Annotated in this window: 12 protein-coding genes and 2 pseudogenes; 9 read left to right on the top strand and 5 right to left on the bottom strand. The window is 39.3% G+C overall.

Translation table 11 applies throughout. The features are described from left to right. Window positions 1–71: 71 nt before the first annotated feature. The 4 genes from RS130_RS05150 to RS130_RS05165 form a co-directional block, all read right to left on the bottom strand. Window positions 72–467: a hypothetical protein gene (locus RS130_RS05150; protein WP_316025077.1), complete on the bottom strand. Its 396-nt coding sequence runs from the start codon at window positions 465–467 to the stop codon at window positions 72–74. Window positions 468–554: 87 nt separating this feature from the next. After that, complete coding sequence (locus tag RS130_RS05155; RefSeq protein WP_316025078.1) at window positions 555–1,439, bottom strand: cation diffusion facilitator family transporter; 885 nt, start codon at window positions 1,437–1,439, stop codon at window positions 555–557. Further along, on the bottom strand, window positions 1,432–1,791 hold the full coding sequence (locus tag RS130_RS05160; RefSeq protein WP_316025079.1) for a DUF3703 domain-containing protein: 360 nt from the start codon (window positions 1,789–1,791) through the stop codon (window positions 1,432–1,434). The genes RS130_RS05155 and RS130_RS05160 overlap by 8 nt, the downstream gene beginning before the upstream one ends. Continuing rightward, window positions 1,788–2,423 carry a cation efflux transmembrane domain-containing protein gene (locus RS130_RS05165; protein ID WP_316025080.1) on the bottom strand — a complete coding sequence of 212 codons (636 nt, stop codon included), beginning with the start codon at window positions 2,421–2,423 and terminating at the stop codon, window positions 1,788–1,790. The genes RS130_RS05160 and RS130_RS05165 overlap by 4 nt, the downstream gene beginning before the upstream one ends. A gap of 81 nt (window positions 2,424–2,504) precedes the next feature. Here RS130_RS05165 and cadR point away from each other — a divergent pair. After that, window positions 2,505–2,893 (top strand): annotated as a pseudogene (gene cadR, locus RS130_RS05170) (Cd(II)/Pb(II)-responsive transcriptional regulator). Between the two features lie 358 nt (window positions 2,894–3,251). On the opposite strand, the gene RS130_RS05175 reads toward cadR, so the two are convergent. Then, a complete protein-coding gene (locus tag RS130_RS05175; RefSeq protein ID WP_316025081.1) occupies window positions 3,252–4,691 on the bottom strand; it encodes an AraC family transcriptional regulator in 1,440 nt (479 codons plus the stop codon). 224 nt (window positions 4,692–4,915) lie between these two features. On the opposite strand from RS130_RS05175, the gene RS130_RS05180 reads away from it, so the two are divergent. From RS130_RS05180 to RS130_RS05215, 8 genes and pseudogenes are all read left to right on the top strand, one after another. Next, window positions 4,916–5,902, top strand: coding sequence for a family 43 glycosylhydrolase (locus tag RS130_RS05180; RefSeq protein ID WP_316025082.1), 987 nt, complete (start codon window positions 4,916–4,918; stop codon window positions 5,900–5,902). Continuing rightward, window positions 5,899–6,171: a hypothetical protein gene (locus tag RS130_RS05185; RefSeq protein WP_316025083.1), complete on the top strand. Its 273-nt coding sequence runs from the start codon at window positions 5,899–5,901 to the stop codon at window positions 6,169–6,171. The genes RS130_RS05180 and RS130_RS05185 overlap by 4 nt, the downstream gene beginning before the upstream one ends. 145 nt (window positions 6,172–6,316) lie before the next feature. Further along, window positions 6,317–7,177, top strand: a complete 861-nt coding sequence (locus RS130_RS05190; RefSeq protein ID WP_316027973.1) for a sulfatase-like hydrolase/transferase — start codon at window positions 6,317–6,319, stop codon at window positions 7,175–7,177. Continuing rightward, window positions 7,164–7,742, top strand: coding sequence for an alkaline phosphatase family protein (locus RS130_RS05195; RefSeq protein WP_316025084.1), 579 nt, complete (start codon window positions 7,164–7,166; stop codon window positions 7,740–7,742). Before RS130_RS05190 ends, RS130_RS05195 begins: the two co-directional genes overlap by 14 nt. A 159-nt stretch (window positions 7,743–7,901) precedes the next feature. Continuing rightward, window positions 7,902–9,212: pseudogene (locus RS130_RS05200) on the top strand (sulfatase family protein); the annotation flags it as partial. A gap of 58 nt (window positions 9,213–9,270) precedes the next feature. After that, window positions 9,271–10,635 carry a c-type cytochrome gene (locus tag RS130_RS05205; protein ID WP_316025085.1) on the top strand — a complete coding sequence of 455 codons (1,365 nt, stop codon included), beginning with the start codon at window positions 9,271–9,273 and terminating at the stop codon, window positions 10,633–10,635. After that, window positions 10,635–12,077 (top strand): DUF7133 domain-containing protein, encoded by a 1,443-nt coding sequence (locus RS130_RS05210; RefSeq protein ID WP_316025086.1) that lies wholly within the window; start codon window positions 10,635–10,637, stop codon window positions 12,075–12,077. Before RS130_RS05205 ends, RS130_RS05210 begins: the two co-directional genes overlap by 1 nt. An 83-nt stretch (window positions 12,078–12,160) precedes the next feature. After that, window positions 12,161–12,901, top strand: a complete 741-nt coding sequence (locus RS130_RS05215; RefSeq protein WP_316025087.1) for a 3-keto-disaccharide hydrolase — start codon at window positions 12,161–12,163, stop codon at window positions 12,899–12,901. The last annotated feature ends 59 nt before the right edge of the window (window positions 12,902–12,960 follow it).

Below are 12,960 nucleotides of genomic sequence, written 5' to 3' on the forward strand. Positions count from 1 at the left end.
TGTTTTATTCCTAAATTATCAAAAATATACATCGCCAAGCAGTTGGCGAACGGTGTTTGATTAGTTCAGGCTTATGCTTTAGGTGGGCGTAATAATTGCGTGATCGGTGCATCTATTACTTTCGATAAGTAATAGAAATCATGAAGGGTTGTTATAGAACTAAGTTCGACTGAAGTAAGGCTTCCAAGCCATTGGGCATGGGTTCCATGACAATGTCCACAATGGTGGCAATCAGCTGGATTGTGAGACATTTCGTTTGACGAGCCATCAATACTAGCTTGTATCCCATATTCTGAATGAATTTCTATTTTGTCTGTAGGGGTATTGTCACCAAACTGATGCTCATGAACTTCACTTAAATGTTCAGAGTCAATTGTATGAAAGTTCAAGGTATTGGCGACAGCAGAAAACGACTGAAATAATATCAGCGAAATCAACAGGTAACTTGTCACCTTCATACTAAACATATCTATCTACTCTCATCTTTCTCATATTAACAAGTAATCGAACTAAGACCAATCGACCAACCGAAACAAAGTGTTTCAATTATTACATTACTCATCACGACAATCCTCATTGGCAAATTCAATTTCTATTGTAGTGTGCACAAAATCAAACTCATCAAGGCCTTGGCGAAATTCGTCTTTAAGTGTTCTCAATTGAGAAACCGAAACATCTTGTTTTAACTCCACATGTGCCGTCATGACGCTATGTTCACCGTCCAAAGACCAGATATGAAAATGATGTATATCCGCCACATAACTGTTTGACTTGAGCACTTTACGCACTTCCTCCATCTGCTTAGCATCGGGCGTGGCTTGCAAGAATAACAATAAGGTTTCTTTTAGATTTCTGACTACATTGAATAAAATGAATAACGTGAAGCCAATAGATAATATAGGGTCTAAAATTGGCCATGGCTTAAACATCAGCACAATCGATACGATCAGCACTGCCACCCAACCCAATACATCTTCAAGCAAATGCCAGTTTAAGATACGCTCGTTTAAGGAATTCCCTTCGCTAAGTTTATACGCAGCAAATCCATTAACGGCGATGCCAAAAATTGACAGGAGTAACATGCCTTCGACTTGCGGCATTTCGGGTGCTGAAAGCCTTGGGATAGCTTCGAATAAGATCCATATTGAGCCAGTCGTTAACACTAACCCGTTGATCAATGCACCAAGAAGTGAAAATCGTCTATAGCCATAGGAAAATGTATTGGTTGCTTCTTTTTCACTGAGTTTATTTAAGCCCCAAGCAGTGCCAATGGATAAACTATCACCCAAATCATGCACTGCGTCGGCCATTATAGCCGTGCTGTTTGTCAGCCATCCGCCGATAAATTCAATGATAGTGAATACGACATTCAAGAAAAATGCCCAGCCAATGCGTTTTGATGCGCTGTTATCACTGTGACTGTGGTTATGATTATGCATGGTTGATTTTATCCAATATCGCTTGATTTTCAGCACTAAGTGGCAGTCGCTTAAAAGGGCTGATGTCAGTGCGGCCTGTATTCCCTTTGGGTACAAGGCCAATAGCTGTTTTGGTTACAGCACCAACTATTCTTATAACTTGTCCAAAAACGGCTCTCCAATCTTTGTTTAGAAGACCATGTCGCAGCATTTTACAATGAATTAAACAATGATAATAAGTAGAGTGCTGACCAATTACATGCGCATCCTCCAGCGCTGCAAATGCCTGCCTCTCATTATTGTTAAACATTGCATCTGAGTAATTTGTTAATTTAGAATCGATATACGGCTTAACGGCTTTATTGTATGTCATAGTGGATCTCCCGCTTTACCTTTCTGTACTTCGTTATTATGTACTTCCTGCTTGGCGTCTTTCAGGATCATCCACGCTCCGCGCAGCACGACAATCGACACGATACAGCCGATAATCAGATCGGGTACTCTGCTATCAAGCCACAACACTAGAATACCGGCGATGATGACACCCATATTGGCGATGACATCATTAGCTGAAAAAATCCAGCTGGCTCGCATATGTACTTCGTCGTTTTTATGATTGCGAATAATCACCAAACAAGCGACGTTTGCAATTAGGGCAATGAAACCCATTCCTATCATTAACGATGACACTGGCTCACTACCTAAGAATAATCTTCTGGTAATATCAATGAGTATGATCACGCCCAGCATTAGCTGAAAGTAACCACTGATTTTAGCCGCGTTGGCTTTGTGAAGTAAACTTTTACCCACAGCATAAATACCTATGCCGTACACAATCGCATCTGCTAGCATGTCCATAGAGTCTGCTATCAAAGCGGTGGAGTCAGCAAATATACCAACGGTCATCTCTACAAAAAACATCACCGCATTGATGCCTAGAAGCCAATACAGAACCCGTTTTTGTGAGGCATCTTTGATTTCCACTTTACAGCCGCAACCACTCATTATTTAACTCTTATTCCAAATACTGTAGGTACAGTGTAAAGTCTATACTTAGTATAGAGTCAACAACAGAAAGGCACGTTTATGAAAATAGGTGAGCTATCAAAAAAAGTGGGTGTTCTATTCAGACGATCCGTTTTTATGAAAAACAAGGTTTGTTTGAGGCCTGCAATCGCAGTGAAGGCAACTACAGAATTTACGACGCATCATCGTTGAGAGCACTGCAATTCATTAAGCAATGTCGCTCATTAGATTTGACCATAATAGAAATTAAACAGCTGTTGGATACAAAAAATAATCCCGATAAAAGTTGTTCTAGTGTGAACAATTTGATCCATCAACATATGGTTGACGTCACACATCGCATTGCAGAACTTGAGGAGCTAAAACTTACACTATCTGAGATGGCATCGGCATGCACAGATGATAAAAAAGTTAAAGAGTGTGGGGTATTGCAGTTGCTTGAAGAGTGATACTCATATCTACAAGTATTGTAGTTTTACGCTTGCCTACTTTCTTATCACAGTCGATTATCATCAATTCACTCGAAGCTGACAATAGTCAATTGAAAGATGCGTCCGCTTTTCGCTCATTGCAGTCTGTCAAGGAAGGCCGAGACCTATGACTCGAAGTCTCAGATAAGATGTAAGTTAGTGCATTTTAAAGACGTTTTGTTTGATTAACGTAGTGACAACTTAACATATGTGATTATTAAGTAGCTAGGTGCTTTTCTATTTGACAGACTTCTATTTTACCATCTAATTTAGTTCAATCATTTTCAAAACCTGCTTGATCTAAAGGGTTGTTATTGCTGATATGCCTATTAAATCTTCATGTGTTTTTAGCTTGTTGTTGGTACTGTTTAGGGGTTAGTCCAGTCTGTTTCTTAAACACAGTGGCAAAATAATTGGAGTCGTTAAAGCCAGATTCAAAAGCTGATTCGGTCACCGATTTTGACAACAATAATAGCTTGGCTTTTTCTATTCTAGTATTGGCAATATACTGATTGATAGTTTGCGATGTCGCACGTTTAAATACCCGCATGATATGCGATTGGCTGGCGTTTACTGCTTTGGCAATTTCTGAAATCACTATATTATTGAAATAGTTTTTCAAAACATAATCTTGGATCCCTTTGACTAACTCTTCATCAGACTGTTGTTTGGCTGCATAATTTACCTCGCGACAAAGATATTCACATTCACCAAGCAGTAAAGCTTTTAACCTTTCTGCATTTTCATCTTGTTCTATTTCAACGCCTTTTTGTTCTAACTTATAGGTGAGTTTTTGAGCATTTGCCCCTGCAAATATTGCTGCGTCTACGAACATAAATAGTGCTTCACGAATATGCAGTGTCAGTAATTGGTGATTGGCTTGACACAAATTCTGCAGCCGGCTAAAAAATTCGCTAACCTTGTTTTCAACCAATCCAGAGCTGGCAGTGCGTATTACTTCGAAGACGATTTCTCTTTCCCGTAGAGGGTAATCTATGTTCTTTTTATTTTCATAGTGTTGACTAAACGAATGCCTGTTTGCTGATATAAATTGAGCTTTAGCCAAGGCTTTCTCATGTTGATGATAGTGAGTGAGTTGCTGGTTAGTTTTTCGCACATCTCTAAATATTTGCCAACACCAAAGTAATGCAGTTAATGAACAAATCAGATTCATTATTTCCCATTGACGAAAAATATGCCCCATCAAAATACCAACAGTTAATAACAATACGCCATAAATCGTTATACGAGCGCTTTGTTCTATTTTTGTGCTTAGCAGATAAACACAAGGTAGTGCTACAACACAAATAATGTATAAGCCACTGCCAATGAAAGTCCCTTCCAAGGTAAAAAAGTCATATTGGTAAAGGTTAAATAAATACTTGTTGTTCTGTAGGACTTCAATTCGGTAAATAAGGTAATAAATTGTCCATACAAATCCTATTGAAAACAATATTTGTATATTCATCCGTGATAATTGTTTTTTAGCCAAAATGAAGACAGCACACAGTAAAGACGGCAAGGCAACTGAAAATAATAAGGTGTTTTTTATGGAGACATAAATCATTGAAATGGATTTAGGGGTAATTACTTTAATGAGCGGGCTGTATAGAAATATAACAAAACAGACAATAAAAATAGCAAAAAGCGGATAGGTTGAACCAATCCGCTTCCGAGCAAGCGTAAAATACACTAGCACCAAGATATAAATATTCGCTGCCGCAAAGGGCAGTATTATTCTAATGCTAGTTTCTAGTTCAATAATGTGCTGCTTCATTTCATTGTTACACTTCTTTATTTGTTGATTTTATATTTAAGTGCATGTTTTTACTTGTAAAGTTATTTTTTAAAGGTTTGAAACTCTTTTTTAAAGGTGATTACACTTTATATTTTTACAATTAGTTCGATCATTATCAATGACATACGAGCAAACCACAATCGCAATGAAGCATAGAAGTGATGTGATTAGCTGTGACTGCCATCTAAATGTGTGGGGAAAATATGAAGTTTAATTATTGGATGACAATTTTAGTCGTTCTTGTCGGTACATCCTGCACTTTGTCCAGTTCTAAAAGCGTATTGGTTCCAGTGCAGCAAAATAATTTTATTTTAGTTTATCAGCCCAAGGGGGATGTGTTTTTTGGCCCCGACACTAAAACACTAAAAGAAGGTGAATGGTACGATAACTGGGTGCCTAATGATCATGGGTTTATTAAAGCTGATGACGGGAAATGGCATATCTTCGGTATTACTCATCCATATATTGCCCCCAAACATGGCGACATTCATAAAGGTGAAAACGCTTCTTTTCATGCAGTTTCAACCACCACTAATTTTAAAGATGCCTTTGTAACCAATCATTTTATCGATAAAGCCAAAGTGCTACCACCACAGGACAGACCCAACGAGCCTATTGTTAATCATGCTCCCTACATTATTAAAAAAGATGATTGGTATTATATGGTTTATGGACCTAGCCCCATGCGTTTAGCTGTATCGAAAGATTTGTATGAGTGGCAATCTAAGGGGAACTTATTTCATCAGGAGGGTGGAGCACGCGATCCGAGCTTATTTGTGCAAAATGGTAAGTATTACATGGTTTATTGCTCTCAAAATAGTGTCTTACTGCGTGAATCAGACGATATGTTGACTTGGAGCGAGCCAAAAACAATTTTCACCTCCGTTATCTACGAACCAGAATCACCTTCACTTATTTTCCATAACGGCACCTATTATTTAGTGGTGTGCTCTTGGGACGGTGTATGGGACAAAAAAGAACTAGTTGGTGCCTATCAGGAAAAATCTTATGTTTTGCAATCTGATGATATGTTCAATTTTGGCAAGAACTCAGACAAACAAGTGGCGACTCTTTTAGGTCATGCACCTGAGCTATTTCAAGATGAAGACGGCGATTGGTATATCTCTAGTGCTGAATGGCCGAATCGAGGTGTGAGTGTTGATAAAATTACGTGGGTAGAAAAACAATGAATAAAGCCCTGTTGCCTGAAAAAGCCAAACAGTTACGTAGCCAGTTAGTTAAATGCTCAAGTGGCGAATACTCCCAATGGGGTGCGTTTGTGCGACTAATCATTTTATTTAGTTTGTTGTTATCGAGTTTACCCGTGTGCTCGTCTGCTCGTCAGCCAAATATAGTGCTGATCATGGCCGACGATGTGAGTTGGGAAGTATTCGAAAGTTATGGCTCGAAAGAATACAGCACGCCAAACTTGTCAAAATTGGCTGTATCCACGTCCTAAAAATCACACTCAGTTGTAATTGCTGGAAAATAGATAGGTTTATCATGACAATTTTTAGACAAATTAGCATCACTACTATGCTGTTGGCCTGCGTTAGTGGCGTTACGTTTTTTGACGCACATGCAACAGAAAAAGACCAAACATTCTGTTTGCAATTGCTGATGATATGTCCCATGCCAGTGCCTATGGCTATAAGTTTGTGCAAACTCCTAATTTTGATCAAATAGCACAAGAGGGCGTGTTGTTTAAACACATGTTTACTCCTAGCAGTAAATGTTCAGCCTCACGAGCCGTGGCGATTACTGGACGTAATCCTTGGCAACTAGAATTGGCTGCAAATCATTCGCCAGAATGGCCTAGAAAATTCAAAAGTTTCGTGCAAGTGCTAGATAAAAATGGATATCACACTGGCTTTACCGGCAAAGGTTGGGGGCCGGGCAATACCCATGGTATTTTGTTAACAGGTAAAGAATACAATCAGATAAAAAGAGTCAAAAAGCCAGCGGCGGCGGGTATTAATAAGATTGATTATACCGAGAACTTTAAAGCTTTTTATCAAGATAAACCTAAAGACCAACCGTTTTTCTTTTGGTTTGGCTCAAAAGAACCTCACAGAAGTTACGAGTTTAAATCAGGTGTTAAAAACGGTAAAAAGTTCTCCGACCTAGATTTTCTACCCACATTTTGGGGTGACTCCGATTACGTAAAACATGACATTCTTGACTATGCCATTGAGGTGGAAGATTACGATACTAAACTAGGTGAAATTTTACAATATATCGAAAGCCAGGGCGAGTTAGACAATACTCTAATTATTGTTACCTCTGACAATGGCATGCCATTTCCACGTTATAAAGGTCACCCTTTTGATTTTTCTACCCGCGTTCCGTTTGCGGTTAAATGGCCCCACAAAATCGTCAACCCCGGCCGAGTGGTAGACAGCTTCGCTAGTTTTACTGATATCGCCCCAACAATATTAGCAGCGGCCCATAGTGCAGACTCATGACATGCAAGCCATTGAAGGCAAAAGTTTACTGGGAGTGTTTAATAATCAAAATGATAACAACAGACAGAGCATTGTAACCGGTAGAGAAAGAAATGATCCGGCTCGTCCAAATGGCTGGGGGTATCCAGTACGCAGTATCCATACAGAAAACTATGTGTATACCTACAATTTTGAACCCAATAGATGGCCGTCGGGTACTCCAGAAGCTGACTATCGAGATACCGATCATAGTCCAACAAAAAAAGTGACAAAAAACGCTCCTCAAGACGGCATGGTATTCCAAAAAAACTACGGCAAAAGGCCACAACAAGAATTATACGATTTAAAAAACGATCCTGAATGTTTGCATAACTTAGCCAATCAACCGGCTTTTGCATCGTTACAACAACAGTTACATGCTGAATTGTTTGCTGAACTGACTCGGCAGCGTGATCCCAGAATGTTGGGTAATGGTGACGTGTTCGATAAATATGAAGGCGAAGCTAGGGCCAAGAAGTATCAGCTGTTAGTCGAAATAGCTAAAAAGGGTACTTATGAGTGGCAAGAGCGGAAAAAGAAGAAATAAACCGGGTCACAAATCTCAACTGCAATTATTTGGACAAGAAAAATGAAACCATTACAACTGATTTTAGCATGCTGTATGGCTGCTTTTATTACCGCAGCTCATAGCCAGCCTAAAAATGTGGTGCTAATTTTTACAGACGACTAGGGTTATGCTGATCTTAGTAGCTTTGGCTCACAAAAAGCGTTCACGCCAAACATCGATCGTCTGGCAGATGAGGGATTAAAACTGACTAGTTTTTATGTAGCCTCATCTGTTTGTTCGCCTTCCAGAGCTGGCTTGTTAACAGGTAGAATGCCAGTAAGAGTGGGGGTTCCCAGTGTATTACATCCTTCACCAAAAAATATAAACGGTAAAGGCTTGCCACCTGAAGAAGTCACCATCGCTGAGTTGCTTAAACAGCAAGGTTACGCAACAGCTTTAATTGGTAAATGGCATTTAGGTCGGCAAAAAGGTTACTTGCCATTAGATCAAGGGTTTGATTATTACTATGGCATTCCATACAGCAATAACATGTCGGTGACACCAGGGTTAGAAAACTCGCCAGATATCGTTTTTACTCAAGGTTATAACCAACAAAAAATGATAGCGGATATTAAACGAGTAGAGAAAGATTCTGCTAACAGTAAAGAGGTTAAAGACAAACCTCCATTGCTACGAAACGAGCACATAATTGAATACCCAACCGACCAACAAACCTTAACTGAGCGCTACACTCAAGAAGCGCTAGAATTTATTAAGTCTAATAAAGAAAAGCCTTTCTTCTTATACTTCGCCCATAGTTTCCCCCATGTGCCTATTTATGCCGGGAAAAAGTTTCAAGGCTCTAGTAAAGGCGGTATTTTTTATGATGCCATTCAAGAAATTGACTGGAGCGTTGGTGAGGTGATTAAAACTTTACAAGAGCAGGGTTTAGCTAAAGATACTTTAGTCATTTTTACTTCAGACAATGGGCCAAATAGTTATGGTTCGGCTAAACCACTTAAAGGACGCAAATTTACGACGTATGAAGGTGGGCTAAGAGTGCCAGCTGTAATCTGGGCGCCAGGCCAAATAAAAGCGGGAGGTGTAACAGATGAAATAGTGTCTAGTTTAGATTTATTTCCGACTATTGCTACCTACACAGGTACAAAAGTAGCCGAAGGTAAAGTGTACGATGGTTATGATCTGTATGACTTTTTAACCGGTAAACGTCAGGATTCTCCCAGAAAAGAAATGTTCTATTACTCGGCCAACACAGAGATCTTAGACGGTGTACGGGTAGGAGACTGGAAATTTATTCATAAGGGCTATCACCCAAAAAGAATCAAAGGTGCCAAGGGCGATGACTTAGTCGATAAGCTCTATAACCTCAAAGAAGATATGCATGAAAATCATAACCTGATCGATAAACATCCAGAAAAAGCCAAGGCATTACTTGAGCGAATGCAGCAGTTTGATTACGCACTTAAGCAAGATATTAAGCAAACCTGACTTCTGTACGGCAACTGACACTTAAATATTGACTATAAATAAAACCGAGATCACCTTGATGACTAAAATTAAAAAATTTATTTTCCACTCTATGCTGTGTATTGCGTGGATACCTATATCTGTTGTTCTAGCTAACTCTGTAGACCAAGAGGTGGACATTATGTTGACGCAAGATGCAGACATATCCGCAGGTAAAAGCTTATTTCTCAGTGTTTGCGCTGCGTGTCATAACAAAGATTTAAGTGGAGCTACTGGCTTTAATTTAAAAGACGGTGAATGGATACACGGTAGTAAACCTAGCGATATTATCAACAATATTAATAACGGCTTTGCTAAAGCAGGGATGCCTGGCTTTAAAGAAACCTTTAGTCAACAACAAATAAAACAAGTGACTGCATATATTTTATCGAAACGTGAGGGGTGGGATAACCTGACTTATAAAATTTATCAGTTAGATAGTAATTTAGATAAGTTGCACACCTCTATCCTTGATGATTTGCAACCAATAAAAGTAGGAAAGGCAGCAAAAAACATGGCAGATTTTACTTTGCCTGAAATTAAAGATTACGCCCTTGTGTTTGAAGGTGATTTTTATCAGCCCTATCCTCAGCCGAGTAAAATTGAAACCTCTTTTCCCCCGACTATTTTTGTTGAAACTGAGTTAGACGGTGAAGTAGAGAGTAATTTCAGAGGTAAGCTAAACCTAAAACATGGCAAACAGAGATTAAAAATTACCCTTATGACCACGGATAAATTACTACGTGATAAAGACCGAGGCAAAGGAAAGGCTAACTTATCTTTATTAGTAACAAGCAAAGGTAAACGGAAATTATTTGGCGCGTCTACTCGCGGGGTTGTGGCCATGAATGGTAACCAATTAAATGTGAAAGTAGATGAACAGCCAATTATTCAACGTAAACGAATATTAGATTTGCCGCCATTTTCCATCGCGGTTGGTTTGAAAGAAAAAATGAATTATGCATTTAACGCTAAAGACTGCTCTATTTCGGGCGTTTGGAGTGGAGATTTACTTAACATTGGCCCTAATGTCAAAAACAGAGGCAGTGATAATAGTTTAATCCTAGGTTCGTGGCTTTTTTATGCCCCCGAAGCCATAACGCCCATGGTAAGTCGATGCCGGTACGTAAAGTATAATAAACAAGGTAATCCAAGTTTTTATTTCACGGCAGACGGTGTTGACTATAAGTTAGAGGGTACAGCCGTAGGGTCTCAAACCCTGCAATTGAAATATACAGTGTTGGCAAATCCGCCTAAAAATAAGACTTTAACATTGTCTGTACCGCCAGCAGATAAAATTAATATCAACGCTAGTAGTGGCAAAATAACAGGCAGTAAACTGATTATTGATTTAAGTCGCAGCCCTCAATTTACACTAGACATTAATGCGGTTGGAGCAGAATAATGAAACTAAATATTAAAACCTTAATTTTATTAGTCGCAGCCTCTACTTCCTCTGTGGCTAACAGTGCACCCCAACAAATATTGCCCGATGGATATGCAATTGAAACTATCGAGACTCCACCTAAAACAGAAATGCATATTGCAGGTTTAGATACGGCTAAAAATGGAGATGTTTATGTGGCGACACGTTTTGGTGACGTGTGGAAATACAGCCAGAGTGCTTGGTCAAAATTTGCTGAAGGTTTGCATGAACCGGCTGGCCTATTGTGTGAAAACGACGGGTCTATTTTAGTCACTCAAAAGCCTGAATTAACCCGTTTAGTTGACCTGGATAATGACGGTATTGCTGACGATTATATTAATGTTGCCAATGATTGGAAATTTCACAATAACTATCACGAGTTTCATTTTGGCCCAGTAAAAGATAAGTATGGTAACTATTTTGGTACTTTAAACTTGAGTCATGGCGATCCTGATGCGTTTAAGTTAAAAAGCAATATGGGCAGTTCAGGAGGATATCGTGGTTGGGTTTACAAAGTCACTAGCCAAGGTGAGTTCATTCCTTATGCCAGTGGCTTGCGCTCACCTGCGGGGTTAGGTTTAAATCCACAAGGCGAACTGTTTTACACTGACAATCAGGGTGACTGGGTGGGCACTTCAAAACTACATTTAATTGAAGAAGGAAAGTTCTATGGTCATCCCATATCATTGATTGAGCATCCTGATTATGGTCCTGACAAAGTCAGAGCGATGACGGCTGCCGAATTTGATGCAATCAGAGAACAGCCCAACGTATTGTTTCCTCATCAAGAAATATCGAACTCACCAGGTAACCCTGACTGGGATGTGAGTGAAGGTAAATTTGGTCCATTTAAAGGCCAAATGTTTTTTGGTGACCAAAGTAAAGCCAATATTTTTCGCGTTATGTTAGATAAAGTGCAAGGTAAATACCAAGGCGCGGTAATTGAATTTGTAAGTGGTATGCAAAGTGGAAATATTCGAGTTGATTTCGACAATAAAGGGCAGCTTTGGGTTGGCCAAACGGCCCGAGGTTGGAGCTCGGCAGGTAGCAAACCTTTCGGCTTACAAAAAATTGTTTGGGATGGCACGAACCCATTTGAATTATTGGATATGAAGTTAACAAAAACAGGTTTTAAACTTAACTTTACCGAAGCGCTAGACGTTGGCAGTGTGAATGTGAACAACATCAAGGTTAGGGAGTGGAATTATTTATATCACCAAACCTATGGTTCACCTAAAGTGAATGAAAAGTCGCTTAATATTAGTGACTTAACTTTATCGAAAGATAAAAAGAGTATTGAGTTCTCTATCCCGTTAACCGCTGACAAAGTAGTGATGGTTGATTTTACTGGGTTAACAAGCCAAACCAGTAGAGGTAGTGCTTTTACTAAAGTTTATTACACCTTGAATAACCTCAAGTAAATTGATTCACAAAACTTGTGCCCATAGACCAGTATGGGCTTTATGCGCAGTTAATATACTTGGGATAAATAATAAGGTTATTCATGACTAAAAAAATAGCAATAACACAACTTTTCGGTCTTTCATGTACGCTGTTCATCCCAATTTTTAGCCAAGCTAAGCAAGCACAGCCCGAAGATACCGAAATATGGCAACCAGTACCTAAACAAGTCAATCCATATCCTATTCCAGCCGATGCGAAAATTTTATTTGCAGGTGAGAATTTAGAGCGGTGGGTGGATGAGCAAGGTAAAACGCCAAGCTGGAAAGTGATGAATGGCGAATTTCATCATAGCGGTAAGTCTAAAAAAATATTTAGCAAAGATAAATTTTGTAACATGCAGCTTCATGTTGAGTGGCGCACACCAGAAGTTGATCAATCTAGAGAAGGTCAGCGCCGTGGTAATAGTGGTATCAAAATCCAAAATCGTTATGAAATTCAAATTCTAGATTCTTATAACAACCCTACTTATGTAAATGGGCAAGCAGCTTCAATTTATAAGCAATCCGCCCCTTTGGTGAATGCTTCGTTGCCGCCACTTACATGGCAAAGCTACGATATTATTTATCAAGCACCAAGCTTTGATACTAGTGGAGAAGTCACCAGTAAAGCATACGTGACCGTGCTACATAATGGCGTCTTGGTGCAAAATCATGTTGAGTTAGCCGGCAGCACGGCTTTTATTGGTCAACCTAAATATAAACAACATGGTTGTGATTCCATTCAAATTCAGTTTCATGGTAGTAAAGTTAGCTTTCGTAATATTTGGTTGCGAGAGTTGTAGCCACTCCAGTCAATAAGTGAGTGCGAAGGTATTAGTTAAGATTAGACTTGATAAGTTGG

This window comes from Paraglaciecola aquimarina (assembly GCF_032464635.1).
Lineage (GTDB): Bacteria > Pseudomonadota > Gammaproteobacteria > Enterobacterales > Alteromonadaceae > Paraglaciecola > Paraglaciecola aquimarina.